The sequence below is a fragment of the Streptomyces sp. NPDC057694 genome (assembly GCF_042799415.1).
In the GTDB taxonomy this organism is placed as follows: Bacteria; Actinomycetota; Actinomycetes; order Streptomycetales; family Streptomycetaceae; genus Streptomyces.
Map to the genome: position 1 here is coordinate 953213 of NZ_JBHVIX010000001.1, position 26126 is coordinate 979338.

Here is a 26126-nt window from a genome sequence, read left to right on the forward strand (position 1 = left end):
CATGACGACGGCGCTCACCACACCCACCACCACGGAGGACGACCTCGCCCAGGTTCAGCGGGAGCACGGCGCACCGCTGTTCTCGTTCCTGCTGCGGCTGTGCGACGGGGACAGCCAGCGCGCGGAGGACCTGGTCCAGGAGACGTACGTACGGGCCTGGCAGCACCCGGAGGCGCTCGACGCGAAGTACGGGTCGGTGCGGCCCTGGCTGTTCACGGTCGGCCGCAGGCTGGCCATCGACGCGCGGCGGGCCCGGCTCGCCCGTCCGGCGGAGGTCGGCGACGCGGTGCTCGAGAACGCCCGGGTGTCCGCCGACCACGCCGAGCGGTCCACCGCCGCGCTCGACGTGCGCGATGCCGTGGCGACACTCAGCCCCGATCACCGGGCGGTGCTCATGGAGGTCTACTTCAGGGGCGCCAGTGTGGCGGAGGCCGCACGAACACTCGGCATCCCCCCAGGTACCGTTAAGTCCCGTGCGTACTACGCGTTGCGGGCGTTGCGGAGGGTTTTGCCGGGTTACGCACCTGACCTGCATTGAAACCGTACCGTAAGTCAAGCATCGGCAAAGCGCCTTGCTCGGGGTGCCGTTTCCTCGGTTGAGTAATCCGCTGTCCTCCCCGGTGAGTTGGACGGGTGGGACCCGGGGGCCGGCGAAGCGCACGGACCGGAGGAAGGCAGGAAGGGATGTTGCACGGAAACGAGGGCGGCGCATCGGGTGCCGCCAATGGTGAACTCACCGTTCCCATGGCCTGGTTGTACGCCGAGTACATCGCCGACGAGCTGCTGCGGACCGGCGATCTGATGCCGCCCACGTCCTTCGAGTTCCGGGCGGGCCGGGACGCGCTCGCTCTGACGATCTTCCTGTCCGACGCGGGTGACGAGCTGTCCGGGATCCGTGTCGTGTCGCAGCTGGACACCTGGTCGTCGCTGACCGCGTACGACCAGCCGTGGCAGGCCTGGGTGCGGGCGCGGTTCAGGGAGCGTGAGGCGCGGGCGCGCGGCGCGGGGCACCGGTCGCCGGATCTGCGGCTCGCCGTCGCGGCGTGGAGATGGCTGGAGGAGACCGAGCTGCTGGCACCCGACCTCGACGCCGTTCCGGTGCCCGAGGAGGAGGACGGACCGCAGGTGTGGACGCCCGCGTGGCAACTCGGGCTGCCTCTTGGTCATTTGGCGATCCATCTGTTCTGACCATTTGTTTGACCATGTGTTCTGATCACGTGTTCCGGCGCGGGTCGGTCAGGGTGCGTAGACACCGGCCCGGTACTTCGGGATGCGGACGGTGATCTTCGTACCCGCGCCCGCCGCCGTCTCGATCACGAGGCCGTACGCGTCGCCGAACACCTGGCGCAGACGTTCGTCCACGTTCGACAGGCCGATGCCCGTCGAACGGTCGCCCTCGCCGCGCAGGATGGCCCGCAGCCGGTCGGGGTCCATGCCGACGCCGTCGTCCTCGATGACGACCTCGGCCTCCGCTCCGGCGTCGGTGGCGCCGATGGAGATGCGGCTGCGGGTGACGGTGCCCTCCAGGCCGTGCTTGACCGCGTTCTCCACGAGCGGTTGCAGGCACAGGAACGGGAGGGTGACCGGGAGGACCTCCGGGGCGATCTGCAGGGTGACGGTGAGGCGGTCGCCGAAGCGGGCCCGGACGAGAGCCAAGTACTGGTCGATGGAGTGGAGTTCGTCGGCCAGGGTCGTGAACTCGCCGTGCCGTCGGAACGAGTAGCGGGTGAAGTCGGCGAACTCCAGGAGGAGTTCGCGGGCGCGCTCGGGGTCGGTGCGGACGAAGGACGCGATCGCCGCCAGGGAGTTGAAGATGAAGTGGGGCGAGATCTGCGCGCGCAGGGCCTTGATCTCGGCCTCGATCAGGCGGGTGCGGGAGCGGTCGAGTTCGGCGAGTTCGAGCTGGACCGAGACCCAGCGGGCCACCTCGTCGGTGGCCCGGGCCAGGACCGCGGACTCGCGGGGCGCGTAGGCGACGACGGCGCCTCGTACGCGGCCGTCGGCCACCACCGGGGCGGCGACCGCCCAGCGCAGGGGGCAGTCGAGGGTGTCGCAGCCGCAGTCGAACGCGACGGTGCGGCCGCCGGCCAGCAGGGGTTCCAGTTGCGGCATGACGTTCTTGGCGTGCGGGTGTTCCGACGTGCCGTCCCAGGCGAGGACCGCGGAGCGGTTGGTCAGGGCGAGGGCCTCCGTGCCGAGGAGGCTGCGCAGGCGGCGGGCCGATTTGCGGGCCGTGTCCTGGTTGAGGCCCGCGCGCAGGGCCGGGGCGGCCAGCGACGCCGTGTGGAGCGTCTCGAAGGTGGCGCGCTCCACGGGGGTGCCCACGTCGCTGCGGCCGGTGGGGTGGGCCGTTCTGCGGCCCAGGAGGAAGCCCGCGCCGAGGAGCAGGGGGCAGAGGGCCAGGAGGGTCGCTGTGACCGTGCCGGTCGCTGTCACTGGTCGTCGCCTCTCGCCGTGGGGGGTGGTGACGTCTCGCGGGTGACGGCCGGGCGTGGGTGCTCGCGCAGTTCCCCGCGCCCCTTCGGGACGCTTGCCCGCAGGGAGTTCAGGGACTCCGGGAGGTGGAGGCGGGTCATCGTCGCCGTCGTGTGCGGGGGGATCGCGTCGGGGGTGGCCAGGGAGACCAGGGTCATGGCGAGGAAGCCGACCGGGACCGACCAGACCGCGGGCCAGGCCAGGAGGGTGTGGAGCCAGCCCGAGGTGGCCGCTCCGGAGACGGTGAGGGTGACGGCCAGGAGGGCCGAGCCGCCGCCCAGGAACAGGCCCGCGAGCGCGCCGGGAGGGGTGAGGCGGCGCCACCAGATGCCGAGGACCAGCAGGGGGCAGAAGGACGACGCCGAGACCGCGAAGGCCATGCCGACGGCGTCCGCGACCGGGACGCCGTCGACGAGGAGGGCGCCGCCCAGGGCCACCGCCATGGCCAGCACCACGCCGAGCCGGAAGTGCCGCACTCCCCGGGTGGGCAGCACGTCCTGGCTGACCACGCCGGCCACCGCCATGGTCAGGCCCGACGCCGTGGAGAGGAACGCGGCGAAGGCGCCCCCGGCGACCAGCGCGCCCAGCAGGTCCCCCGCGACGCCGTCGATCATCCGCCCCGGCAGGAGCAGCACGGTGGCGTCCGCGTCCTGGGCCGAGGTGAGTTCGGGGACGTAGAGGCGGCCGAGCCAGCCGTAGAGCGGCGGCAGGAGGTAGAAGACGCCGATGAGGGCGAGGACCACGACCGTCGTGCGGCGGGCCGCGCGGCCGTGCGGGCTGGTGTAGAAGCGGACCACGACGTGCGGGAGGCCCATGGTGCCGAGGAACGTGGCGACGATCAGGCCGTACGTGGCGTAGAGCGGGTGGTCGGCGCGGCTGGTGGCGAGCGGCTGCCCGGCGCCCGCGCCCGCCGTGGGCAGGTCCGTGGCCGCCGGGGCGGGCGGGTGGCCGCCCTGGCCGCGCCAGGCGAGCAGCAGGAAGAACGCGGGCACCAGGAGCGCCGTCAGCTTCAGCCAGTACTGGAAGGCCTGGACGAAGGTGATCGAGCGCATGCCGCCGGCGGCGACCGCGAGGACGACGACGGTCGCGACGAGCGCGGCGCCGAACCAGCGGGGCGCCCCGGTGAGGATCTGCAGCGTCAGGCCGGCCCCCTGGAGCTGGGGCACGAGATAGAGCCAGCCGGCGCCGACGACGAACATGCTCACCACCCGGCGGACCTGACGGGACTCCAGGCGGCCCTCGGCGAAGTCCGGGAGGGTGTACGCGCCCGAGCGGCGCAGCGGGGCCGCGACGAAGACCAGGAGCACCAGGTAGCCCGCCGTGTAGCCGACCGGGTACCAGAGCATGTCGGGGCCGTGCACGAGGACGAGACCGGCGACGCCGAGGAAGGAGGCGGCCGACAGGTACTCGCCGCTGATGGCGGCGGCGTTGAGACGGGGTCCGACGGTGCGCGAGGCCACGTAGAAGTCGGACGTGGTGCGGGAGATGCGCAGGCCGAAGCCGCCGATGAGGACGGTGGCGAGGACGACGACGGCCACCGCGGGGATCGCGTACGCCTCGTTCACGGTGCTCCGGGGTCGGTGGTGTCCCGGCCGCGGACCAGGGCCGCGAAGTCGCGTTCGTTGCGTTCGGCCCGGCGGACGTACCACCAGGCGATGAGGACGAGGAACGGGTAGCAGCCGAAGCCGAGGACGAGCCATTCGACGGTGGCGTTGCGCAGGGCGCCGAAGAAGAGCGGGAGGATCGCCACGGGGGCGGCGAGGACGACGAAGGCGGCGATCCCCGCGCGCAGTTGGCTGCGCATGAGGGAGCGGACGTACGCGGCGCCGAGCGTCGTCTGTTCGTCGATCTCCCATTGGGTGCGCAGGCCGGGCGGACCGGTCGCGCCGTGCACGGTGCGCGGCTCGCCGGTCACCACCTGACGTCGTGGTTCGGACACGGGCGGAGTGTAGGCATCAGGGGCGTGTCTGAGGAAGGGGGCTGGTCAGCCGCTGGAGCGGCGCATCAGCAGCTCCCGCACCCGGCCCGTGTGGCGGCGGCTGACGGCGATCTGCGCGGTGCCGACGCGCACGGTCATCCCGGCGCCGTCGAGGCGGAGTTCGTCGATGCGGTGCAGGGCGACGAGATGGCTGCGGTGGACGCGGACGAAGCCGAGGGCCTGCCAGCGCTCCTCCAGGGTGGTCAGCGGGATGCGGACGAGATGGCTGGCGCCGTCCGCGGTGTGCAGGCGGGCGTAGTCCCCTTGCGCCTCCGCGTACGTGATGTCGGCGACGGCCAGCATGCGGGTCACGCCGCCGAGTTCGACGGGTATCCGGTCGGCGACGGTGGCCGGGGGCGGCGCCAGGGTGACGCGTTCGGCGACTCTGCGGACGGCTTCGGCGAGGCGCTCGCGGCGCACCGGTTTGAGGAGGTAGTCGACGGCCTTGAGCTCGAAGGCCTGGACGGCGAAGTCCTCGTGGGCGGTGACGAAGACGACCAGCGGCGGGCGGGCGAACCCGGCGAGGAGGCGGGCCACGTCGAGGCCGGTGAGGCCCGCCATCTGGATGTCGAGGAAGAGCACGTCGATGGCGCCGTCGCCGCCGGGGCCCTCCTCCAGGGCGCGGCCGATGCGGCGCAGCGCCTCGGTGGCATCGGTGGCGCCCTCGGCGGCGCGCACGCGGGGGTCCGCGCGCAGGAGGTAGAGGAGTTCGGCGAGGGCGGGTTCCTCGTCGTCGACGGCCAGTACGCGCAGCATGCGGCGGAGTGTAATCGCGCGGTCGCTTGAATGAATCGGCTGCCCCGTGCGTACCGGTGGTCGAGAGCGGGAGGAACGCATGAGGTCCCTGGAACGGCATCGCGACGCGGGCGCCTACGCCCTGGGGGTTCTCGACCCGGCGGACCGGTTCCGCTTCGAGGACCATCTGGTGGACTGCGCCGCGTGCGCGGCATATCTGGGTGAACACCGGCCCACCACGGGCCTGCTGGGGATGTACGCGCGGTCGACGCCGCCGTGCGTGGAGTGGTGCGCACGGCCCGCGCCGACGCTCGTGGAGCGGGCCGTGGACCGGCTCGGCGCGCTGCACCGCGCGGGGCGCCGACGGGCGTGGGCGGCGCTCGCCGCGCTGGCGCTGCTCGTGGCGGCGGCCGGGGCGGGCGCCGTGCTCCGGCATCCAGCCACGGGCGGTGAGGACCTTGCACTGCACGGGCGCGACATGTCGTCCGGGGTGGCGGCCGCCCTCACGGCGGACGAGCGCGGCTGGGGCAGCCAGGTCGCCCTGGACGTCAGGGATCCGGGCGGACCGCGGGTGTGCCGGCTGGTCGCGGTGGGGCGGGACGGCACGGAGCAGACGGTGGCGAGCTGGGCGGTGCGCGGCGACGGCACGGACCGGGTGACGGTGACGGGCGGGGCGGCGGAACGGCCGGACGCCATCGCACGGTTCGAGGTGCGGGCGGTCGGCGGCGGACGGCTGCTGTCCCTTCCGGTGCCGTCCTGACGCCTGTCTGTCGCCGACGCCTACTTCAGCAGGCGTGACATCCTGCGGTCGGCCAGCGGTTTGCCGCCCGTCTGGCAGGTCGGGCAGTACTGCAACGAGCTGTCGCTGAAGCTGACTTCGCGGATGGTGTCGCCGCAGACCGGGCACGGCTCGCCGGTGCGGCCGTGCACGCGCAGGCCACTCTTCTTCTCGGCTTTGAGGCGGCCCGCGGCGACCCCGCGCGAGCGCTCCACCGCGTCCGTGAGGGTGGTGCGCAGCGCCTCGTAGAGGGTGTGCACGTCGTCGGGGGTGAGGGTGGCGGCCAGCTTGAAGGGGGACATCTTGGCCGCGTGCAGGGCTTCGTCACTGTAGGCGTTACCCACGCCCGCGATCAGCTTCTGGTCCCTCAACGCCCCTTTGATCTGGCGCCGTTCACCGTCGAGCAGCGCGGCGAAGGCCTCTTCGTCGAAGGTGTCGGCGAGCGGGTCGGGACCGAGGCGGGCGACGCCCGGGACGTCGGCGGGGTCCTGGACGACGTACACCGCGAGCTTCTTCGTGGTGCCGGCCTCGGTGAGGTCGAAGCCCTCCCCCGTGGCGAGGGCGACGCGCAGGGCGAGCGGGCCCTTGCCGGGCTTCGGCGGGCCGTCGGGGAGGCGGTCCTTCCAGTGCAGCCAGCCCGCCCGTGCCAGGTGGGTGACGAGGTGGAGCCCGTCGGCGTCGATGTCGAGGAACTTGCCGTGCCGGGCGACGGCGGTGACCGTGCGGCCCTCGAGGGCGGTGGGCCCGGGGTCGTACGTCTTCAGGACGCTGATCGCGACGGGCAGCACGCGCACGATCTCGCGCCCCACCAGGTGTTCGGTGAGAAAGTCCTTCAGGGCCTCGACCTCGGGCAGTTCCGGCACGGGGTTCCTCCTCCTGTCAGCCGCGGGCCCGCACGACGAACTCGCACCACACGCACTTGCCCACGCCGCGCGCCTCCACGCCCCACACGTCGGCGAGCCGGTCGACGAGGAGCAGGCCGCGCCCCGAGACGCCGTCCTCGCCCGCCTCGCGGCGGCGCGGCAGGGCGCTGGAGGTGTCCTCGACGTCGACCCTGAGCCGCCGGTCGGTGCCGGTCAGCACGCGCAGGGTGACGACGGCGGGGCCCTCGGTGTGCATGAGGGCGTTGGTGACGAGTTCGTCGGCGACGAGTTCGATCTCGTCGGCGCGTTCGGCCGCGCCCCAGGCGCGGACGGCGGCGCGGATCATGTGCCGGGCCGCGGTGAGGGCCTCGGGGTCGCCGGGCGGCACGTGCTCGGTGAGCCGGCCGCCGCTGCGGGCCGCGCCCGCGCCGCGGCGGCGCAGCAGCAGGAGTGCCACGTCGTCGTCACCGCCGCGTTCGTCGACGGAGCCGCACAGCCGGTCGGCGAGCCGGTCGATGTCGGCGGGGCCGTTGCCGACGAGCGTGGTGAGGGCCTGCATCCCGTCGTCGAGGTCGGTGCCGGGCTGTTCGACGAGGCCGTCGGTGCAGAGCAGCAGCATCTCGCCCGGGTCGAGCTCGACGGTCGTGACGGGGTAGTCGAGCCGTCCGAACTCGGCGGACAGGCCGAGCGGGAGGCCGCCCTCGACGGGCACCTTGCGGCACATGCCGTCGGTGCGGCGCAGCATCGGGTCGAGGTGGCCGGCGCGCACGAACTGCACGACGCCGGTGGACAGGTCGGTCTCCGCGTACAGGCAGGTCGCGAAGCGTTCGGTGTCGAGTTCGTGGAGGAAGACGGAGGCGCGGGCCATGACGGTCGCGGGGGTGTGGCCCTCGGCGGCGTACGCGCGCAGCACGATGCGCAGCTGTCCCATGACGGCGGCGGCGTGCGTGTCGTGCCCCTGGACGTCGCCGATGACCGCGCCGACCCGGCCGCCGGGCAGGGGTATCACGTCGTACCAGTCGCCGCCGATGTCCCGGCCCAGCGACGCGGAGCGGTAGCGGACGGCGATGTCCGCGCCGGGCACGTCGGGGATGGTGCGCGGCAGCATGGCCTGCTGCAGCCCCTGGGCGAGGTCCTTCTCCTGCTCGTAGAACATGGCGCGCTGGAGGCTCTGCGCGATGGAGCTGCCGAGGGCGACCAGGACGTTGCGCTCGGACTCGGAGAAGCCCTTGCGGTCGTGGTAGAGCAGGCCGACGACGCCGATGGGGCGGGCCTGCGCGATGAGCGGCAGGTAGGCGGCGGAGCGGATGCCGAGGTGGGTGATGTGCGGCCACAGCACCGGGTACGAGGCCGCGAAGTCCTCCGGCGACTCGATGAACCGGGGCGTGAGGGTGCGCACGACCTCGCTCATCGGGTAGGGGTCGTCGACGCGGGTGACGTGGGTGCCCGGCACGAAGCTGCCGCGCGGGCCCTCGGCGACGAGATGGATCCGGCCCGCGCGCACCAGGCCCATGACGAAGCTGGTGGCGCCCAGGTGCTCGATGCCGTGGGTCTCGCGCAGCACGTCGATGACGTCGCGGACGGTGCGGGCGTGCGCGAGGGCGGCGGTGGTGTTCTGTACGACGCTGGTCTCGCGCCGCCGGACGGCCGCGCGGGCGGCGCGCTCGTGCTGCACGGTGGCGTCGTTCAGCTCGTCGGTGGCGTCGCGGATGACGCCGACGATGCGGCGCGGGCGGCCGTCGTCGTCGCGGCGGATGTAGCCGCGGGTGTGGGTCCAGCGCAGTTCGCCGTCGCGGGTGCGGATGCGGAAGTAGGCGCCGTAGTTCTCGTCGCCGTTCTTCAGCGCCTGCGAGACGATCGCGTCGAGGCGGCCTCCGTCGGCGGTCGGGACGCGCACCCCGAGGCTCTCGGGGTGCCCGTCGTACTCCTGCGGCAGCAGGTCGAACACGTCGTGGGCGTTGCTGTCCATGTGCATGAGACCGCTGGCCAGGTCCCACTCGAAGCTGCCCATGCGCAAGCCCCGCCCGTAGGCCTCCAGGAATCCGCGCGGCGAGTCGTCCCCGCTGTCCGCGTCCATGAAGCCACGCTATGCGCAGGTCCGGGGGGCCGCACGTCTGCGCCCGGTCACGGGGAGGTGCCGTCCGAGGCGTCCGGGACGAGGCCGCCGCTGTCGGGCTGGTCGGGGGTGTCGGGGACCGTGCCGGGGCCGGTGTCCTCGTCCGTCGTACCGCTGCCCGACGTGTCCCCGGTGGTGTCGGACGGCTCGTCGAGGCTCGGGCTGTCACCGGTGGGTACGTCGCTGGAGTCGTCCGGTGACACGTCCGTCCCGGAGCTCGTGGGCTCCGACGTCGACGGGGTGGGTGTGGGGCAGCCGGACGGCCAGGGCGACGGCGACGGGCTGCCGCTGCTGTCCGTCGCGGTGGCCGTGGGGCAGGCGGTGCTGGAGGTGGACTCGCTGGGCGTGCCGGTGTCGGTGGCGCTCTCGGACTGCGAGTCGCTCGCGCTCGGTGACGTGGCACTCGGCGACGTGGCACTCGGAGATGTGGTGCTCGGCGTGGGGGTCGGGGTGGGGGTCGGGGTGGGCGTTCGGGGCGGCGCCGGGACCACGCGGTCCTTGTGCCCGTCGTCGCCGACCTTCCGCTCGATCCAGGTGTTGTTGACGACGTTCACGATGGTGATGTTCTCGATGACCGTCGGCGCCGGGGTCACGACGACGACCTTGGTCGGCTCGTAGCCGTTCCACGCCTGGCCCTGCCTGCTCGGGCTGCCCTTGAGGGCGACGGGCTGTCTGAGCGGGTTGCCGCAGGCGCAGCGCACGCGCGGCGCGCCGTGGCCGTCGACCATGACGGCGGTGCCGGACTGGAGCACCGACTGGAACGTGGTGGCGCGGCCGTCGCGGTAGCCGTGGTTGGTGACCCGGGTGTCGGCGCGCAGCACGACGGGGGTGAGCCCGCGCAGGAAGCCCGCGATGTCGGCCCGGGAGATCCCGGAGGCGTCGGCGAACGCGCCGGCCTTGGCCTGGTCCGAGACGAGGAAGCGGACCTGCGCCTCGACGTCGCAGCTGCCCAGGGCGTGGGTGCCGCCGTAGAGGCCGGGGGTGGCGCCGGAGATCTCGCGGGCGCCCTGCTGAGTGGCCGAGGGGGTGCCGGTCGGGGAGGGTTGCGGCGTTCGGGTGACGGGCGGGCTGCTCGCGTCCGAGGTCGCGGTGGAGTCGGTGAAGGGGTCGGGGCCCTGCGCGGCGACGGGCTGGAGGAACAGCTCGCCCTTGCCGTCGGCGGTGTTCTTCTCCCCGTCCCCGGAGCATCCGGCGAGCAGCAGGGCCGCCGATATGCCGAGGGCCGTGACGTAGGTTCTGGTCCTGTTCCGTGCGCGCACGCAGCTCTCCCACCTGTGCACCAGCGATATGTCCCTTCCATGTCTGGGCCCGGCGCGCGGGAGCCGCAAGTCGTGAACCCTGCGGTGCGCGGGCCCACACTGAGGGCGTGCACTGGTTCCCGGCGTCCGATTCCGCCTGGCTGGGCCGCCTGGTGTTCCAGCGCGGTCTGGCGGCGCTGTACCTGGTGGCGTTCGCCGGGGCGGCGCTCCAGTTCCGGGCGCTGATCGGGGAGCGCGGGATGCTGCCGGTGCCGCGGTTCCTGGAGCGGGTGCCGTGGCGGCGGGCGCCGACGGTGTTCCGGCTGCGCTTCTCGGACCGGTTCTTCGCGGGGTGCGCGTGGGGCGGCGCGGCCGTCGCGGCGGCGCTCCTTGCCGGGGTGGACGGGCTGCTGCCGCTGTGGGGCGCCATGGCGCTGTGGCTGGTGCCCTGGGCGCTGTATCTGTCGATCGTGAACGTCGGGCAGGCCTGGTACGGCTTCGGCTGGGAGTCGCTGCTCCTGGAGGTCGGCTTCCTCGCGGTCTTCCTCGGCAACGACGACGTCGCGCCGCCGGTGCTCGTGCTGTTCCTGCTGCGCTGGGTGCTGTTCCGTCTGGAGTTCGGGGCCGGGCTGATCAAGCTGCGCGGGGACGCCTGCTGGCGGAAGCTGACCTGCCTGTACTTCCATCACGAGACGCAGCCGATGCCCGGTCCGCTGAGCTGGTTCTTCCACCGGCTCCCCCGGCCGCTGCACCGGGCGGAGGCGGCGGCGAACCATGTCACGCAGCTCGTGGTGCCGTTCCTGCTGTTCGCGCCGCAGCCGGTGGCGTCCGCCGCGGCCGCGCTGATGATCGTCACCCAGCTCTGGCTGATCCTGTCCGGGAACTTCGCCTGGCTGAACTGGCTGACCGTGGTGCTGGCGTCCTCCGTCCTGGACCTGTCGCCCCCGCACACGCCGCCCGCGCTGCCCGCCGCCCCGCTCTGGTACGAGGTCGTGGTCCTGGCGCTCGTGCTCCTGGTCGCGGTGCTGAGCTGCCGGCCCGTGCGCAATCTGCTCTCCCGGCGCCAGTCCATGAACCGTTCGTACGACTCCTTGCACCTGGTGAACACGTACGGGGCGTTCGGCACGGTCGGCCGGGTCCGGCAGGAGATCGTGGTGGAGGGCACGGCGGACCCGGAGCCGGGGCCCGCGTCCGAGTGGCGGGCCTACGAGTTCAAGGGCAAGCCGGGTGATCCGCGCCGGATGCCACGGCAGTTCGCCCCGTACCATCTGCGGCTCGACTGGATGATGTGGTTCGCCGCGCTGTCGCCCGCGTACGCCCGTTCCTGGTTCGAGCCGTTCGTGGAGCGGCTGCTCGCGGGTGACCGGGACACGCTGCGGCTGCTGCGGACCTGCCCGTTCCCCGACGCGCCGCCGCTGTACGTGCGGGCGCGGGTGTTCCGCTACCGGTACACGACCTGGGCCGAGCGGCGGGCGTCGGGGGCCTGGTGGGAGCGGACCTATGTGCGGGAGTTCCTGCCGCCGACGCGGCTGAGGTAGATCCGTTCGGCGGTGCGCGCGAACACGTCCTCGTCGCGGCCGCCCACCAACTCCACCGCCGTGTCGACGACTTGCCCGTACGTCGCGGCGAGGGTGCACACCGGCCAGTCGGAGCCGAACAGGACGCGCTCGGGGCCGAACGCGTCCAGGACCGTGTCGGCGTAGGGGCGCAGGGTGTCGACGGTCCAGGCGGCCGGGTCGGCCTCCGTGACCATGCCGGAGAGCTTGCAGACGGTGTTCGGCAGCGCCGCGAGCGCGCGGACCTCGGCGCGCCACGGGTCGAGCCGGCCGGCCGCTATCTCCGGCTTGCCCAAGTGGTCCAGGACGAAGGTGAGTTCGGGGTGCGCGGCGGCGGCCTTCACGCAGGCGGGCAGCTGGTGCGCCTGCACCAGGAGGTCGTAGACGAGTCCGGCGTCGGCGACCGCCGACAGGCCGCGCGCGACGTCGGGCCGGAGCAGCCAGTCGGGGTCCGGCTCGCCCTGTACAGGGTGACGGATGCCCACCAGGTGCTGCCCGCCGTGGAGTTGGCGCAGCCGGGTGAGTTCGTCGGCGACGTCGGGGCGGGTGAGGTCGGTCCAGCCGACGACGGCGGCGACGAGGTCGCTGTCGGCGGCGAGGGCCAGGAACTCGGGGGTCTCCTCGGCGACCGGGACCGTCTGCACGAGGACGGTCGCCGTCACACCGGCCGCGCGCGCCTGAGGCAGCAGGTCGTCAAGGCCGAAGTCGCGGCGGATGGGCGCGAGTTCGGGGCCGGTGATCCAGTCCTGGTCGCGTACGGAGAGGTCCCATACGTGGTGGTGGGCGTCGACGATCCCGGTCACGGCAGCTCCCAGACGACCGGCAGGCCGGCGTCCGCGCCCTCGGCGGAGTAGTCGTGGACGACGTCGAGGAGTTCGCCCATGCGGGCCTGCCAGGCGATGTTCACCGGCAGCCGGTCGAGTTCCGCGAGCAGCCGGGAGTAGTCCGCGCAGTCCAGGACGTGGAAGAGATCGGTGCCGCTGCGCCAGATCGTCCACCGCTCGGCGCCCGCCGCACGGATCGCGGCGACGAGTTCGGCGGGGACCTCGCGGTGGGCGGCCTCGTACTCCTCGACGCGGTCGGCGCGGACCTTGGTGTGCAGGGCGACTCTCACGCGGGCTGTTCCTCTCCGGGGACGGTGGGGGTCGGGACGTCGGCGGGCAGCAGATTCTCCTCGCGGGCCTCCTGCCAGAACGCGGCGGGCACCGAGGAGGTGAACTGCTCGACGGTGTCGTTGACTTCGGCGGCCGAGCGGTTGCCGACGAGGACGCCGGTGACGGCCTCGTGCCCGTACGGGAAGGCGAGGGCCGCGGCCCGCAGGGTGATGCCGTGGCACCGGGCGAGGGCCTGCCAGCTCAGGGCGCGCTCCACCAGGTCGGCCGGGGCGCGGGCGTAGTCGAAGGTGGCGCCGGGTTTCGGGTCGGCGAGCAGCCCCGAGTTGAAGACGCCCCCGACGACGACGGACACACCGCGCTCGGCGGCCGCGGGCAGCAGTTCGTGCAGGGCGCGCTGGTCGAGGAGGCTGTAGCGGCCCGCGCAGAGCACCACGTCGACGTCGGTGTCCCGCACGAACCGGGTGAGCATGGCGGCCTGGTTCATGCCCGCGCCGATGGCGTCGACGAGGCCCTCGCCGCGCATCCGCTCCAGCTCCGGGTAGGCCTCGCCGAAGGCCTGCTCGGCGTGGTCGTCCGGGTCGTGCAGGTAGACCACGTCGATCCGGTCGAGGCCGAGCCGCTCCAGGCTGTCCTCGAGGGAGCGGCGCACGCCCGCCGCGCTGAAGTCCCAGACGCGGCGGTGGGCGGCCGGGGTCGCGAAGCCGGAAGCCCTGTCGTCTCCCCCGGCGCCCGCGTCGCCGGTGGGCTCCAGGAGCCGGCCCGCCTTCGTGGACAGGGTGTACGAGGCGGTGGGCCGGGTCCGCAGGAAGTCGCCGACGCGGCGCTCGGACACGCCGACGCCGTAGTGCGGGGCGGTGTCGAAGTAGCGGATGCCGGCGTCCCAGGCGGCGTCGAGCGCGGCGTGCGCCTCGTCGTCGCCGACCGGGGTGTAGAGGTTGCCGATCGCGGCGGCGCCGAAGCCGAGTTCGGTGACGGGGACGCGGGTGCGGCCGAGAGTGCGGGTGCGCATCGGGGTCACTGTCCCGCGGGGCGCAGCCGCAGTCCCTGCATGCCGCCGTCGACGGCGAGGGCGGTGCCGGTGGTGGCGCCGGAGAGCGGGCTCGCCAGGTAGGCGACGGCGCCCGCGACCTCGTCGGCGGAGACGAGACGGCCGCTGGGCTGGCGGGCTTCGAGGGCGGCGCGCTCGGCGGCCGGGTCGTCGGCCTTGTCGAGGAGCCGGCCGATCCACGGGGTGTCGGCGGTGCCCGGGTTGACGCAGTTGACGCGGATGCCCTCGCGTATGTGGTCGGCGGCCATGGCGAGGGTGAGGGACTGGACGGCGCCCTTGGACGCGGAGTACAGGGCGCGCTGCGGGAGGCCCGCGGTGGCGGCGATGGAGCAGGTGTTGACGACGGTGGCGTGGTCGGAGGCGCGCAGCGCGGTCAGGGCGGCGCGGGTGACGCGCACCATGCCGATGACGTTCACGTCCAGGACCCGGTGCCATTCGGCGTCGTCGTTGTCGGCGACGGTGCCCTGGGCGCCGATGCCCGCGTTGTTGACCAGGATGTCGAGCCCGCCGAGTTCGGCGACGGCGGCGGCCACGGCGGCCCGCACGGTCTCGTCGTCGGTGACGTCGGCGGCGTATCCGCGCAGCGGCTTGTCGACGCCCGTGATGTCCCGGTCGAGGACGGCGACGTCGGCGCCGCGCGCGGCGAGGAGTTCGGCGGTGGCGCGGCCGAGCCCGGAGGCGCCGCCGGTGACGAGGGCCTTGAGCCCGGTGAAGTCCTTGAAGGTGGTGTCGCTCATGCTGCGGCTCCGTTCGTGTGCGGATCGTGGTTCCCGGCGCGGTCGCGGGCCCAGAACTCGCCGTCGGGGAAGGTGAATTCGGCGATGGATCCGGCTTTCATGGTGGCGGAGAAGCCGGGTGCGGTGGGCGCCGTGTAGTGGCCGCGGGTCATGACGACCGGGTCGGTGAAGTGGTCGTGGAGATGGTCGACGTACTCGATGACGCGGTCCTCGGTGGTGCCGGACAGCGCGACGTAGTCGAACATCGACAGGTGCTGGACGAGTTCGCACAGGCCGACGCCGCCCGCATGCGGGCAGACGGGCACGCCGAACTCGGCGGCGAGGAGCAGGATCGCCAGATTCTCGTTGACGCCGCCGACGCGGGCCGCGTCGATCTGCAGGATGTCGAGGGCGCCGGCCTGGAGGAGCTGCTTGAAGACGATGCGGTTCTGGACGTGTTCGCCGGTGGCGACCTTGACGGGGCCGACGGCGCGGCGGATGGCGGCGTGGCCGAGGACGTCGTCGGGGCTGGTGGGTTCCTCCACCCAGTACGGGTCGAACTCGGCGAGCGCGCGGGTCCATTCGATGGCCTCGCCGACGTTCCAGCGCTGGTTGGCGTCGATGGCCATCCGGATGTCGGGACCGATGACCTCGCGTGCGGTGCGGCAGCGGCGGATGTCGTCGTCGAGGTCGGCGCCGACCTTCAGCTTGATCTGGGTGAAGCCCTCGGCGACGGCCTCGCGGGCGAGCCGGCCGAGCTTGTCGTCGCTGTAGCCGAGCCAGCCGGGGGACGTGGTGTAGCCGGGGTAGCCGCGCGCCAGCAGGTCCGCCGTCCGCTCGGCGGCGCCCTCGCGGCCCGCCGTGAGCAGTTCCAGGGCCCGTTCGGGGGTGAGGGCGTCGGCGATGTAGCGGAAGTCGACCTGGGAGACCAGCCATGCGGGTTCGGCGTCGGCGAGCAGGCGCCACAGCGGCTTCCCGGCGCGCTTGGCCGCAAGGTCCCACGCCGCGTTCACGACGGCGCCGATCGCCATGTGCATCACGCCCTTCTCGGGCCCCAGCCAGCGCAGTTGGCTGTCGCCGATCAGGTCGCGGTTGAGGCTGCCCGGGTCGGCGCACAGTTCGTCGACGGAGCGGCCGACGACGTGGTGGCGCAGGCTGTGGATCGCGGCGACCTGGACGTCGTTGCCGCGGCCGATGGTGAACGTGAAGCCGTGCCCCTCGTGTCCGTCGGCGGCGTCGGTGCGCAGCACGACGTAGGCGGCGGAGTAGTCGGGGTCGGGGTTCATGGCGTCGGAGCCGTCCAGTTCCCGGGAGGTCGGGAAGCGGATGTCGAAGGTGTCGACGGCGGTGACGCGAGCGGTGGTTGGGGGCACGGGCTGCCTTTCGGGGCGGGGGCGGAGATCAGTCCTGGGCTCTGCCGGACGTGAGGCGGGCGATGATCAGCGCGAGCAGGATGATTCCGCCGTAGATGGCGTCGATCCAGAAGGACTGCACCTGCGCCATGGTCAGCATGTTCTTGACGACACCGAGGAGCAGGATGCCGGTGAGCGCGCCGAGGAGGGAGCCCTTGCCGCCGTCGAGGCTGATGCCGCCGATGACGGCGGCGGCGAACACGGTGAAGATCCAGTTGTTGCCCTGGTTGGCTCCGATGGCTCCCACGTATCCGGTCTGCATGATGCCGCCGACGGCGGCGAGCGCTCCGGCGAGCACGAAGACGCCGAGCATCACGCGGTCGACCCGGATGCCTGCGGCGCGGGCCGCTTCCCGGTTGCCGCCGATGGCGTACAGGGAGCGGCCCCAGCGGTGGTACTTGAGCAGCAGGCCGGCGACGAGGTAGCAGGCGCCGGCGCCCCAGACCGACATCGGAATCTTGAGGAACGTGGTGGTGGCCAGGGCGAAGAACGAGTCGGGCAGTCCGAAGAGGGTTTTGCCCTTCGTGGCGCCGACCAGCAGACCACGCATGATGATGAGCATGGCGAGGGTGACGATGAAGGCGTTGAGCTTGAGCTTCACCACCAGTACGCCGTTGAAGGCGCCGATGGCCGCGCCGACGACGAGGATCGCGAGGATCGCCAGCCAGGCGGGGAACTCGGTGCCGAAGCCGGACTGCGCCACGGGCAGGAGCAGCAGCGCGCCGACCGCGGGTGCGATGCCGACGACCGATTCCAGGGACAGGTCGAACTTGCCGCTGATCAGGACGAGGGACTCGGCGAGGACGACCATCGACATGGCGGCCGACGCGCTCAGGATGGAGATGAGGTTGGCCTCGGTGAAGAACGCGTCGTTGAGCACCGAGCCCAGGACGAGCATCAGCAACAGGGCCGGGACGAGGGCGAGTTCGCGGGCGCGTCGCAGCAGGACGGCCTTGGCGGCGGGGGCGGCGGTCGGGGGCTTTTCGAGCCTCTGCGACGATTGAGGAGCGGGGTCCGGGGCGGAGCCCCGCGGCCTGACATCAGTCACGGTCAACTCCCTCGATGGAGGCGATGAGTTCATGGTCGGACCAGCCCGCCGCATGCTCGGCGACGACCCGCCCGTGGAACAGCACCAGCACCCGGTCGCAGCGCCGCAGATCATCCAGCTCGTCGGAGACCACGAGCACGGCGGTGCCGTCGTCGCGGGCGCTGTCGACGCGGCGCAGCAGCGATTCCTTGGACTTCACGTCGACGCCGGCCGTGGGGTTGATGAGGACGAGGAGGTGCGGCTCGGAGGCGAGGGCGCGGGCCATGACGACCTTCTGGGCGTTGCCGCCGGAGAGGTCGGAGACGGGCTGGTCGGGGCCTTCGGCGTGGATGTCGAGCCGGTCGATCAGGTCCCGGGCGACGGTACGCCGCCGGTCGGTGCCGACGAATCCGTACCGGCCCAGGCGGCCGAGGACGGACATCGTGGCGTTGTCACCGATGGTCATGCCGGTGACGAGGCCCTGGTCGTGCCGGTCGCGGGGGACGCAGCCCACTCCGGCGCCGAGGGCGGCGGAGACGTCGCCGAACGGCAGCTCGGCGCCGTCGATCCGGGCCGTGCCGGAGGCCGGGGTGTGCAGTCCGGCCAGTGACTCGGCGAGCGCGATCTTGCCGCTGCCGCTGGACCCGGCGAGGCCGACGACCTCGCCGCGGCGGACGGTCAGGTCGACATCGGCGTAGGTGTCGGAGGTGAGCCCTTCGACGGAGAGGACCACCGGGGCGTCCACCCCGTCCTGTTCGACGACCGCCTCCGCTGCGGCGGCCGCCTGCTCCGCGACCGCCTCCCCCGCCATGGCCTCCACCAGGGCGGGGCGCGGCAGTTCGGCGACGGGCGCGGTGGTGATCCAGCGGGCGTCGCGCAGCACGGTGACCGTCTGGCAGACCTCGTAGACCTCTTGCAGGTGATGGGAGATGAAGAGGAAGGTGACGCCGGATTCCTGGAGCGCCCGCATGCGGGCGAAGAGCCGCTCGATCTCCTTGTTGTCGAGCTGCGCGGTCGGCTCGTCGAGGACGATGAACCGGGCGCCGCCGCTCAACGCCCGGGCGATCTCGACCATTTGGCGGTCCTCGACCTTGAGGTCGGCGGTGCGCGCGTCGGGGTCGACACGGATGTCCCAGGTGCGCAGCAGCCGGTCGGCCTCCGCGCGCAGCTTCTTCCAGCTGAAGAAGCCGTACCGGGTCTCGGGCTGGCGGTTGATGAAGAGGTTCTCGGCGACGGTCAGTTCGGGCACGACGGTGGGCTTCTGATAGACGCAGGCCACCTTGGCCCGCCAGGCCGCGCGGTCGCCGAGCGCCGGCGCGGGCTCGCCGTCGAACAGCAGGGTTCCCGCGTCCGGCGCCTGAAGGCCCGTCAGGACGGTGACGAGGGTGGACTTTCCGGCGCCGTTGCGGCCGACCAGCGCGTGGGACTCGCCCGCGCGCACGGTCAGCCGGCCGTCGGCGAGGGCGACCGTGGGCCCGTACCGTTTGGCGATGCCGTCGGCTTCGACCAACGGCGCTGTGGGAGACGTCATTTGACCGTGTTTCCCCACAGCTTGGGGTCGTCGACGTTCTCCTTGGTGACCAGCGGGGCGGGCAGCTGGTCCTCCAGGATGCCGTTGGGGAGCTTGACGATCGTGGAGTCGTGATCGGTCGGCCCGGGCTTGAACGTCTTCCCCTTCATCGCCGCCTTGATGTAGTACATGCCGTACTTGGCGTACGAGTCGGCGGGCTGGGAGACGGTCGCGTCGATCTGGCCCTTGCGGATGGCGTCGAACTCCTGCGGGATGCCGTCGTTCGACACGATCGAGATGTGCCCGGCCGCGCCCGCCTTCTTGAGCAGCCCCTTGGCCTTCAGGGTCTGCAGGGTGGGCGCCAGGTAGACGCCGCCCGCCTGCATGTAGATGCCCTTGATGTCGGGGTTGGCGTTGAGGAGGGTGTCCAGCTTGGAGGCGGCGGTGTCCGACTCCCACTTGGCGGGAATCTCCAGGACCTTCAGCTTCGGGTACTTCTTCTTCACGCAGTCGCGGAACGCCTTGGACCGGTCGCGTCCGTTGACGGAGGCGAGGTCGCCCATGATCTGCACGACCTTGCCGGACTTCACCTGTCCGCCGAGGTAGTCGCAGGCCTTCTCGCCGTACGCAACGTTGTTCGCGCGCACGACCATGGCGACCTTGCCCTTCTCGGGGGCGACGTCCACGGCGACGACGGGTACTCCCTTGCGTTCGGCCTGGTCGAGGCCTGCGGCGACGGCGGCGCTGTCGAGCGGTGCCACGACGAGACCCTTGACGCCCTGGTTGAGCTGGTTGTTGATGTCGGTGATCTGCTGCGAGGGGTCGCTGTTGGAATTGACCGTCTTCAGCGCGTCGACGCCCTCGGACTTCGCCATCTTCGGCACGTAGTCGTTGTACGACTGCCAGAACGGCGAGGTCAGCAGCGGCAGGATGACCCCGACCTTGCCGGTGCCGTCGCCGCCCGACCCACCCGAACCGGCCGCGGTGTCCTTCGTGCTGCCGCAGGCGCTCAGCGCGAGGGCGATGCAGCCCGCGACGGCCGCCGCGCGCACCGTCCGCCCGCCCGACCTCGTCGCGGCTCTTGAACTCTTCGTACCCTTCGTGCTCTTCGTGCCCTTCGTGGTGCCAGTCATCGGACCGCTCCTCGGCTCCGGAGGTCAGGGGGACGGGCCGGTTCCTGCCCGTCCAGGCACCGGCCGCGCCCAGAGATTTATCAGACCACTTCGCTTCCTCAACACCCTTCGGCGGCAATTTTCTCGGCTTTTACGCCTCCGAGACTGCGGAAAGGTCGGACCACCTTGGTAGTGGTCGGACCACTCGGCTGGTTAGACTGCGCGGCATCCGGCAGCGGATCCTGTGTGGGAGGACGTCATCGTGGAGCAGACCGCACCCCAGCGGGGAACTGTCACGGAGCGGGCGATCGAGCAGATCAAGGCGATGATCGGCGGCGGCCGTCTGGAGCCGGGCCAACGGCTGCCCACGGAGCGCGATCTGGCGGTGCAACTGGGCATCTCCCGCTCGTCGATGCGGGAGGCGATCCGGGCGCTGACCGTGCTCGGCGTGCTGGAGGCGCGGCACGGCTCCGGCATCTACGTCACCCAGCTGGAGGCCGGCGACCTGCTGGAGACCTTCGGGGTCGTCGCCGATCTGTCACGCGGGCCGCAGCTCGTGGAGCTCCTGGAGGTGCGCCGCATCCTGGAGTCGACGGCAACCGCGCTCGCCGCTGCGCGCATCACTCGCTCCCAACTCGCGCAGGTCGAGGAGCACTTGGCGGCGATGGAGGCCACCGACGACCCGGAGGAGATCCTCTCCCACGACCTGGCCTTCCACCGGGCGATCGTGGCGGCGGCCGGGAACGAGACGATGGCGGCGATCCTGGAGGGGCTGTCGTCGCGGACGTTCCGGGCGCGGGTGTGGCGGGGGTATCAGGAGGAGGGCGCGTTCGAGCGGACCCGACGCGAGCACTCCCGTATTCACCGGGCGCTCGTGGCGCACGATCCCGAGGCTGCGCGGGCCGCTGCCGCGGCGCATGTGGGCGAGGTGGAGGCCTGGTTGCGGTCCCAACTGGACTGACCCGGGTCGCGCCTCCCGGCCGCGGCTCACGTCGTGGCTGGTCGCGCAGTTCCCCGCGCCCCTTAATGGGTTGTCGGTCGGGTGCGGGCCGGTGGCCGCTTCTCGCGCAGTTCCCCGCGCCCCTTAACGGGTTGTCGGTCGACTGACGGCCGGTGGCCGCCTCTCGCGCCGTTCCCCGCGCCCCTGATCACGTTGTCCGTCGACTGACGGCCGGTGGCCGCCCCTCGCGCCGTTCCCCGCGCCCCTGATCACGTTGTCCGTCGACTGACGGCCGGTGGCCGCCTCTCGCGCCGTTCCCCGCGCCCCTGAGGCAGGCGCTTCGCGCCGCCTCCCCTGATGAGATGGCGCACGAAGTGCGCATCTCAGGGGCGCGGGGAACTGCGCGACCAGCCGCGACGCGAGACGCACCCGGCGACGAACCCCTAACCCCCCTCCCCCGGCGCCGCCGCAACCAACGCGGCGAGCAGCAATTCCAGCGCCGTCTCGAACGAACTCCCCGCCATCAGCGGCAGCGCCCCCCGTACGGCGGCAAGATGCGGATGCCCGGCATCCGACAGTTCGGCGTACACCCCGGCCCAGGCCCGGTCATCGGCCTCCCGTCGCTCCACCGGCAGCGCCAGATGCGCGGCATCGAGCGCGGCATGCCCCAGCACGGTGTCCACGAACGCCGAATAGTGCCGGACGGCATCGGCGTCCCCGAACCCGGCCCGCCGCAACAGCCCGATCCCGGCGTCCACGGCCCGGAACTCATGGGCCCGCCGCGTCACCCGATACGCGGCGAGCGCGGCGACCCGCGGCTGCTCCCGGTACCCCCGGTGAATCCGCAGCGCCATCTCGCGGAGAGCGTCCCGCCACGGCATGGCGTCCGGCTCGAACCCGGCCATCGCGTCCCCGATGATCCGGTCGGCGACGGCGAGCAGCAGGTCGTCCGTGTTGTGGAAGTACCGGTACAGCGCGCTCGGGTCACAGCCCAGAGCGGCACCGAGCCGCCGCACGCTCAGCGCGTCGGGCCCGTGCTGTCCGACGAGCCGGAGCGCGCAGTCGACGATCACGTCCTCGGACAGCAGCACTCCCGATCTGGTCGGCTTGCGCCGTCGCCGCTCCGCGGGAATCCGCCCGTCAGCCACCATGTGCGCCCCTTCCTCCAAGATCCCGGCAAGACCCCGGTCTCCTTATGTCAACACCATTGACGCAATGTTGACAAGGCCGGTTTGATCGCAGCCTCCTCCCACACCTCCCGTTCTCCGGTCCCAGGAGTCTGTCCATGAGAAGTGAACCGCCAGGCCTGCGTCGTTCCCTCGGTGTCGTCGACGGCATCGCCATCGCCGCCTCCAGTACGGCCGCCACCACGAGCATCGGCATCGGCATGGGCTCGCTCGCCGCGACCGTGGGTCTCCAGGCGCCTGCGATCCTGCTCGTCGCGTTCGTCCCGATCCTCGGCATCGCGACGGCGTACGCCCGTCTGAACCGCGTCGAGCGGAACATGGGCAGCGGCTACGTGTGGGTCGGCCGCTCCCTCGGCCCCTGGCTGGGCTTCCTCACCGGCTGGGTCACCCTCGTCGGCACGCTGATCTTCATGGCGTACACGAGCGCGGTGACCGGCTCGGTGTTCCTCCAGTTCGCGAACAAGGCCCACCTGGAGTCCCTCGGGGGCCTGCGGCTCGATCCGAACTCGACGGCGCTGTCCACCGTCGTCGGTCTGCTCGTACTGGCCGCGGTCACGGTCACGGCCGTCACCGGGGTGCGCAAGGCGACGCGGCTCCAGGCGTGGCTGTTGGTCTTCGAGTACACGGTGCTGCTCGGCTTCTGCGGCTGGGCGCTGGTCACCGGCTCGCACGGCTTCTCGTGGTCGTGGCTGAACCCGCTCGCCGTGCACGACGGCACCGGTTTCGCCCAGGGGCTCGTCCTCGCGGTGTTCTTCTTCTGGGGCTGGGACGCGGCGTTCAGCGTCACCGAGGAGACCAACGACGTACGGGACGCGGGCCGCGGCGGGTTCATCGCCCTGTTCACGATGCTCGCGCTGTTCCTGTACGGGTCCGTGGCCTTCCAGCGCGAGATGTCGCTGTCCGAGCTGATGGAGCAGGGTCCGCAGGCGCTCACGTATCTCGGCGCGAAGCTCGCGGACGAACCGTGGGCGAGTCTGCCGCTGCTCGCGCTGCTGTTCTCCGCCGTCGCCTCGCTCCAGTCCAGCGTCATCCCGACCGCCCGCGGCCTGCTCGCGATGGGCCGGGACCGCACGATGGGCCAGGTGTGGACAAAGGTCAGCCCGCGCTACGGCTCCCCGGCCATCGGCACCGTCCTCGTCACGTCGATCTCGGCGGCCGTGGCCCTGCTCGCCCTGGCCATCCCGAAGCTGAACGAGATGATCCTGGCGGCCGTGAACTCCATCGGCCTCGTGGTCGCCCTGTACTACGGCCTCACCGCGCTCGCGTGTGCGGTCCGCTTCCGCGGGATGCTGCGCACCGCGCCGCGCGAGGCGCTGCGCGCGGTCGTCGCTCCCGGCCTGAGCGGGATCGCCCTGCTGGGCATCGGCATCTATCTCGGCCGTGACTACGCGACGATGAGCGACCACTTCGAACTCAGCCCGGACAACGGCTGGTTCATGCTGTCCGTGCCCGCGGCGATCCTGCTGTCGGGGCTCGCGATGGCGGCCGTCGCCAAGTACCGCCGCCGCTCGCCGTACTTCGTCACCGGGCACGGCACGGATGCCGACGCCGTCCCGCTGGCCACCACCGGGGCCCCGTAGACACTCGCCTCAGGACTCACAACACCCGCACCGAAAACAGGAGTTGCCGCACATGCCCGACACCACCACCGCCGCCGATCTCGTCCTGACCGGCGGGCCGGTCCACACCGGCTCACCGGCCCGGTCCCGGGCCACCTCCGTGGCCGTGCGCGGGGAGCGCGTCGTGGCCGTCGGGCACGACGAGGTGCGCGAGCTGATCGGCCCGCGCACCGAGGTCGTCGATCTGGCGGGCAAGCTGCTGGTCCCCGGCTTCCAGGACGCGCACGCGCATCCGGTGGGCGGCGGCCTGGAGATGGGCCAGTGCGATCTGAGCGGGGCGACGACGCTCCGCGAGTACCGGGAGACGATCACCGCGTACGCGCGTGCGCACGGCGACGCCGAGTGGATCACCGGGGGCGGCTGGGCGATGGAGGCGTTCCCCGGCGGCCTGCCGACCGCCGCCGAGCTGGACGCCCTCGTCCCCGACCGGCCGGTCTATCTGGTGAACCGGGATCATCACGGCGCCTGGGTCAACTCCCTCGCTCTGGAGCTGGCCGGTCTCGACGCCCGTACGCCCGACCCGTCCGACGGCCGGATCGAGCGGCACCCGGACGGCTCCCCGACGGGCATGCTCCAGGAGGGCGCCGCGAGCCTGGTCGGCCGGCTGCTGCCGCCGGTCACCCGGGAGGAGCGCGTCGCGGGGCTCCTGCGCGCCCAGGAACTCCTGCACTCCCTCGGCATCACCGCCTGGCAGGACGCCCTGCTCGGCGACCACGCCAACCTCACCGACCCGACCGACGCCTACCTGGCGTGCGCCGACGACGGCACCCTGACCGCGCGCGTGGTCGGCGCGCTGTGGTGGGACCGGGCGCGTGGCACCGAGCAGATCGAGGAACTGCTCGCCCGGCGCGCCGCCGGCACCCGGGGCCGGCTCCGCTCGACGACCGTGAAGATCATGCAGGACGGGGTCGCCGAGAACGGCACGGCGGCGCTGCTCGGCCCGTACCTGGACGGCTGCGGGTGCGTGTCCGACAACAGCGGGATCAGTTTCGTCCCGCCGGAGGACCTCAAGAAGTACGTCACCGAGCTGGACGCCCACGGCTTCCAGGTGCACTTCCACGCGCTCGGCGACCGGGCCGTGCGCGAGGCGCTCGACGCGGTGGAGGCGGCCCGGCGGGCCAACGGCCGCACGGACACCCGGCCGCACCTCGCCCATCTCCAGGTGGTGCATCCGGACGACATCGGCCGGTTCAGGGCGCTGGGCGCGACGGCGAACCTGCAGCCGTTGTGGGCGGCGCACGAGCCGCAGATGGACGAGCTGACCATCCCGTTCCTGGGCGCCGAGCGGACGTCGTGGCAGTACCCGTTCGGGGCGCTGCTGCGGTCGGGGGCGACCCTCGCGGCGGGCAGCGACTGGCCGGTGAGCAGCCCAGACCCGCTCCAGGGCATCCATGTCGCGGTGAACCGGGTGGGTCCGGACGCGCCCGCCGGAACCCCGGTCTTCCTGCCCGGGGAGCGGATCGGGCTGCTGGACGCGCTCACCGCGTACACGGCGGGCAGCGCGTACGTGAACCACCTCGACCACGAAACGGGCACGATCGCCGACGGGTTCCTGGCGGATCTGGTGGTGCTCGACCGTGACCCGTTCGCGGGGCCGCCCGAGGAGATCGGCGCGACGCGGGTGGAGCAGACCTTCGTGGGCGGTCGGCGGGTGTTCGGCTGACGCGCCGCGCCGCCGCCCCTCAGACGTCGGCGGCGCAGCGGAAGCCGCAGTTGCCGCTGCTGGAGTCGGGGGTGTTGCTGGTGCGGGCGGCGACCCGGTAGCGGTTGCAGTACGAGTCGTGGCACAGGTAGGAGCCGCCGCGCATCACCCGGTTCTCGCCCTCGCCGGGGCCGCACGGGTCGGTCGCCGGTGCCGCCGGGTGGGTGGCGGTGAACCGGTCGGCGACCCATTCCCACACATTGCCCACCATGTTGTGCAGGCCGTAGGCGTTGGGCCGGTAGGCGTCGACGGGGGCGGTGCCGAGGTGTCCGTCCTCGCCGGTGTTGAGCCGGGGGAAGTCGCCCTGCCAGATGTTGCAGCGCCAGCGGCCGCGCGGGGTCAGCTCGTCGCCCCACGGGTAGCGGGCCTGGTCGAGGCCGCCGCGGGCCGCGTACTCCCACTCGGCCTCGGTGGCGAGCCGCTTGCCGGCCCACCGCGCGTACGCGCTCGCGTCGTCCCAGCCGATGTGGACGGCGGGGTGCCGGGCCCGGCCCCCGACGCCGGTGCCGGGGCCCTCCGGCGCGCGCCACGTGGCACCCTCGACGCCGCGCCACCACGGTGTCCCGGCCGGCGCGGGGGTGGCGCGCGCCAGCTGCGGGGTGAGGAAGCCCGCGAACACGTACGACCAGCCGAACCGCTCGGCGGCCGTGACGTACCCGGTGTCCTTGACGAAGGTGGCGAACTGGGCGTTGGTGACGGCGTGTTCGTCGATGCGGAACGCGGAGACGGTGACCTCGCGGACCGGCCCCTCGCCGTCGCCGGGGTTGGCGTGCGCGTCGTCGTTGCCCATGCGGAAGGTGCCGCCGGGAAGCGTGACCATGCCCTTGCCCGACGTACTGGTGCGCGTCGGCACGGTCAGGGTGAGCGGCGCCTGCGCGGGGGCCGTGGCGCCGCGCGGTGCGGCGCAGCACGCCGGGACCGTGGTCTCGTCGCCGCCGTGGGGCGCGGCGGGGCGGGTCGCGGAGGGGTCGTGCGCGCTCAAGGCTCTCTCCCGGTACA

The 26126-nt window shown here is 72.5% G+C and carries 24 protein-coding genes; 7 read left to right on the forward strand and 17 right to left on the reverse strand.

The annotated features are described in order from the left end of the window. Nucleotide 1 precedes the first annotated feature (1 nt). Entirely contained in the window at nucleotides 2-538 is a 537-nt protein-coding gene (locus tag ACFVDP_RS04450; protein ID WP_383483026.1) for a sigma-70 family RNA polymerase sigma factor, read from the forward strand. 146 nt (nucleotides 539-684) lie between these two features. Continuing rightward, a complete protein-coding gene (locus ACFVDP_RS04455; RefSeq protein ID WP_383483029.1) occupies nucleotides 685-1188 on the forward strand; it encodes a hypothetical protein in 504 nt (167 codons plus the stop codon). Nucleotides 1189-1236: 48 nt separating this feature from the next. Here the strand turns inward: ACFVDP_RS04455 and ACFVDP_RS04460 are convergent, their stop codons facing one another. From ACFVDP_RS04460 to ACFVDP_RS04475, 4 genes are all read right to left on the reverse strand, one after another. After that, nucleotides 1237-2436 (reverse strand): sensor histidine kinase, encoded by a 1200-nt coding sequence (locus ACFVDP_RS04460; protein ID WP_383483032.1) that lies wholly within the window; start codon nucleotides 2434-2436, stop codon nucleotides 1237-1239. Next, a complete protein-coding gene (locus ACFVDP_RS04465; protein ID WP_383483035.1) occupies nucleotides 2433-4040 on the reverse strand; it encodes a cation acetate symporter in 1608 nt (535 codons plus the stop codon). The genes ACFVDP_RS04460 and ACFVDP_RS04465 overlap by 4 nt, the downstream gene beginning before the upstream one ends. Beyond that, nucleotides 4037-4390 carry a hypothetical protein gene (locus ACFVDP_RS04470; RefSeq protein WP_383484332.1) on the reverse strand — a complete coding sequence of 118 codons (354 nt, stop codon included), beginning with the start codon at nucleotides 4388-4390 and terminating at the stop codon, nucleotides 4037-4039. The genes ACFVDP_RS04465 and ACFVDP_RS04470 overlap by 4 nt, the downstream gene beginning before the upstream one ends. 69 nt (nucleotides 4391-4459) lie before the next feature. Then, entirely contained in the window at nucleotides 4460-5209 is a 750-nt protein-coding gene (locus ACFVDP_RS04475) for a LytR/AlgR family response regulator transcription factor (protein WP_383483038.1), read from the reverse strand. A gap of 79 nt (nucleotides 5210-5288) precedes the next feature. Here ACFVDP_RS04475 and ACFVDP_RS04480 point away from each other — a divergent pair, with 79 nt between their 5' ends. After that, nucleotides 5289-5948: a zf-HC2 domain-containing protein gene (locus tag ACFVDP_RS04480; RefSeq protein WP_383483041.1), complete on the forward strand. Its 660-nt coding sequence runs from the start codon at nucleotides 5289-5291 to the stop codon at nucleotides 5946-5948. 20 nt (nucleotides 5949-5968) lie between these two features. Here the strand turns inward: ACFVDP_RS04480 and ACFVDP_RS04485 are convergent, their stop codons facing one another. The 3 genes from ACFVDP_RS04485 to ACFVDP_RS04495 are packed head-to-tail and all read right to left on the reverse strand — an operon-like array spanning nucleotide 5969 to nucleotide 10204. Further along, nucleotides 5969-6829: an Fpg/Nei family DNA glycosylase gene (locus ACFVDP_RS04485; protein ID WP_383483044.1), complete on the reverse strand. Its 861-nt coding sequence runs from the start codon at nucleotides 6827-6829 to the stop codon at nucleotides 5969-5971. A gap of 16 nt (nucleotides 6830-6845) precedes the next feature. After that, on the reverse strand, nucleotides 6846-8906 hold the full coding sequence (locus tag ACFVDP_RS04490; protein WP_383483047.1) for a SpoIIE family protein phosphatase: 2061 nt from the start codon (nucleotides 8904-8906) through the stop codon (nucleotides 6846-6848). A gap of 47 nt (nucleotides 8907-8953) precedes the next feature. Continuing rightward, complete coding sequence (locus ACFVDP_RS04495; RefSeq protein WP_383483050.1) at nucleotides 8954-10204, reverse strand: DUF6777 domain-containing protein; 1251 nt, start codon at nucleotides 10202-10204, stop codon at nucleotides 8954-8956. Between the two features lie 107 nt (nucleotides 10205-10311). Here ACFVDP_RS04495 and ACFVDP_RS04500 point away from each other — a divergent pair, with 107 nt between their 5' ends. Continuing rightward, nucleotides 10312-11721 (forward strand): lipase maturation factor family protein, encoded by a 1410-nt coding sequence (locus ACFVDP_RS04500; protein WP_383483053.1) that lies wholly within the window; start codon nucleotides 10312-10314, stop codon nucleotides 11719-11721. Here ACFVDP_RS04500 and ACFVDP_RS04505 read toward each other — a convergent pair. The 8 genes from ACFVDP_RS04505 to ACFVDP_RS04540 all read right to left on the reverse strand — a co-directional run bounded on the left by ACFVDP_RS04505 (nucleotide 11682) and on the right by ACFVDP_RS04540 (nucleotide 19700). Continuing rightward, nucleotides 11682-12542 (reverse strand): amidohydrolase family protein, encoded by an 861-nt coding sequence (locus tag ACFVDP_RS04505; protein ID WP_383483056.1) that lies wholly within the window; start codon nucleotides 12540-12542, stop codon nucleotides 11682-11684. The two genes, ACFVDP_RS04500 and ACFVDP_RS04505, sit on opposite strands and share 40 nt — an antisense overlap. After that, nucleotides 12539-12853, reverse strand: coding sequence for an L-rhamnose mutarotase (locus ACFVDP_RS04510; protein WP_361549338.1), 315 nt, complete (start codon nucleotides 12851-12853; stop codon nucleotides 12539-12541). Before ACFVDP_RS04510 ends, ACFVDP_RS04505 begins: the two co-directional genes overlap by 4 nt. Beyond that, nucleotides 12850-13863, reverse strand: a complete 1014-nt coding sequence (locus ACFVDP_RS04515) for an aldo/keto reductase (RefSeq protein WP_383483061.1) — start codon at nucleotides 13861-13863, stop codon at nucleotides 12850-12852. The genes ACFVDP_RS04510 and ACFVDP_RS04515 overlap by 4 nt, the downstream gene beginning before the upstream one ends. 5 nt (nucleotides 13864-13868) lie before the next feature. Then, nucleotides 13869-14639 carry an SDR family NAD(P)-dependent oxidoreductase gene (locus ACFVDP_RS04520; protein ID WP_383483064.1) on the reverse strand — a complete coding sequence of 257 codons (771 nt, stop codon included), beginning with the start codon at nucleotides 14637-14639 and terminating at the stop codon, nucleotides 13869-13871. Next, on the reverse strand, nucleotides 14636-15991 hold the full coding sequence (locus ACFVDP_RS04525; RefSeq protein WP_383483066.1) for an L-fuconate dehydratase: 1356 nt from the start codon (nucleotides 15989-15991) through the stop codon (nucleotides 14636-14638). The genes ACFVDP_RS04520 and ACFVDP_RS04525 overlap by 4 nt, the downstream gene beginning before the upstream one ends. A 28-nt stretch (nucleotides 15992-16019) precedes the next feature. After that, the gene (locus ACFVDP_RS04530) at nucleotides 16020-16976 is read right to left on the reverse strand and encodes an ABC transporter permease (protein WP_383484335.1); all 957 of its coding nucleotides are present in this window, start codon (nucleotides 16974-16976) and stop codon (nucleotides 16020-16022) included. A 94-nt stretch (nucleotides 16977-17070) separates the two neighbouring features. After that, a complete protein-coding gene (locus tag ACFVDP_RS04535; RefSeq protein WP_383483069.1) occupies nucleotides 17071-18588 on the reverse strand; it encodes a sugar ABC transporter ATP-binding protein in 1518 nt (505 codons plus the stop codon). Continuing rightward, nucleotides 18585-19700 carry a sugar ABC transporter substrate-binding protein gene (locus ACFVDP_RS04540; RefSeq protein WP_383483072.1) on the reverse strand — a complete coding sequence of 372 codons (1116 nt, stop codon included), beginning with the start codon at nucleotides 19698-19700 and terminating at the stop codon, nucleotides 18585-18587. Before ACFVDP_RS04540 ends, ACFVDP_RS04535 begins: the two co-directional genes overlap by 4 nt. 241 nt (nucleotides 19701-19941) lie before the next feature. Between ACFVDP_RS04540 and ACFVDP_RS04545 the strand changes: the two genes are divergently transcribed. After that, nucleotides 19942-20640, forward strand: coding sequence for a FadR/GntR family transcriptional regulator (locus ACFVDP_RS04545; RefSeq protein WP_383483075.1), 699 nt, complete (start codon nucleotides 19942-19944; stop codon nucleotides 20638-20640). 422 nt (nucleotides 20641-21062) lie between these two features. Here the strand turns inward: ACFVDP_RS04545 and ACFVDP_RS04550 are convergent, their stop codons facing one another. Then, nucleotides 21063-21770 carry a TetR/AcrR family transcriptional regulator gene (locus ACFVDP_RS04550; RefSeq protein ID WP_383483077.1) on the reverse strand — a complete coding sequence of 236 codons (708 nt, stop codon included), beginning with the start codon at nucleotides 21768-21770 and terminating at the stop codon, nucleotides 21063-21065. A gap of 134 nt (nucleotides 21771-21904) precedes the next feature. Between ACFVDP_RS04550 and ACFVDP_RS04555 the strand changes: the two genes are divergently transcribed. Together ACFVDP_RS04555 and ACFVDP_RS04560 are read left to right on the forward strand one after the other, a co-directional pair. Beyond that, nucleotides 21905-23386, forward strand: a complete 1482-nt coding sequence (locus ACFVDP_RS04555; protein WP_383483080.1) for an APC family permease — start codon at nucleotides 21905-21907, stop codon at nucleotides 23384-23386. A gap of 52 nt (nucleotides 23387-23438) precedes the next feature. After that, nucleotides 23439-25088, forward strand: a complete 1650-nt coding sequence (locus ACFVDP_RS04560; RefSeq protein ID WP_383483083.1) for an amidohydrolase — start codon at nucleotides 23439-23441, stop codon at nucleotides 25086-25088. 19 nt (nucleotides 25089-25107) lie between these two features. Here ACFVDP_RS04560 and ACFVDP_RS04565 read toward each other — a convergent pair whose 3' ends face one another. Continuing rightward, nucleotides 25108-26109 (reverse strand): formylglycine-generating enzyme family protein, encoded by a 1002-nt coding sequence (locus tag ACFVDP_RS04565; RefSeq protein ID WP_383483086.1) that lies wholly within the window; start codon nucleotides 26107-26109, stop codon nucleotides 25108-25110. Nucleotides 26110-26126: the final 17 nt, after the last annotated feature.

Bases quoted from the DNA above. Each gene is read 5' to 3' on its own strand.
- ACFVDP_RS04550 (WP_383483077.1), bottom strand. From the start codon at position 21,770: ATGGTGGCTGACGGGCGGATTCCCGCGGAGCGGCGACGGCGCAAGCCG.
- ACFVDP_RS04480 (WP_383483041.1), top strand. From the start codon at position 5,289: ATGAGGTCCCTGGAACGGCATCGCGACGCGGGCGCCTACGCCCTGGGG.
- ACFVDP_RS04520 (WP_383483064.1), bottom strand. From the start codon at position 14,639: ATGAGCGACACCACCTTCAAGGACTTCACCGGGCTCAAGGCCCTCGTC.
- ACFVDP_RS04540 (WP_383483072.1), bottom strand. From the start codon at position 19,700: ATGACTGGCACCACGAAGGGCACGAAGAGCACGAAGGGTACGAAGAGT.
- ACFVDP_RS04490 (WP_383483047.1), bottom strand. From the start codon at position 8,906: ATGGACGCGGACAGCGGGGACGACTCGCCGCGCGGATTCCTGGAGGCC.
- ACFVDP_RS04560 (WP_383483083.1), top strand. From the start codon at position 23,439: ATGCCCGACACCACCACCGCCGCCGATCTCGTCCTGACCGGCGGGCCG.
- ACFVDP_RS04450 (WP_383483026.1), top strand. From the start codon at position 2: ATGACGACGGCGCTCACCACACCCACCACCACGGAGGACGACCTCGCC.
- ACFVDP_RS04555 (WP_383483080.1), top strand. From the start codon at position 21,905: ATGAGAAGTGAACCGCCAGGCCTGCGTCGTTCCCTCGGTGTCGTCGAC.
- ACFVDP_RS04535 (WP_383483069.1), bottom strand. From the start codon at position 18,588: ATGACGTCTCCCACAGCGCCGTTGGTCGAAGCCGACGGCATCGCCAAA.
- ACFVDP_RS04515 (WP_383483061.1), bottom strand. From the start codon at position 13,863: ATGCGCACCCGCACTCTCGGCCGCACCCGCGTCCCCGTCACCGAACTC.
- ACFVDP_RS04475 (WP_383483038.1), bottom strand. From the start codon at position 5,209: ATGCTGCGCGTACTGGCCGTCGACGACGAGGAACCCGCCCTCGCCGAA.
- ACFVDP_RS04455 (WP_383483029.1), top strand. From the start codon at position 685: ATGTTGCACGGAAACGAGGGCGGCGCATCGGGTGCCGCCAATGGTGAA.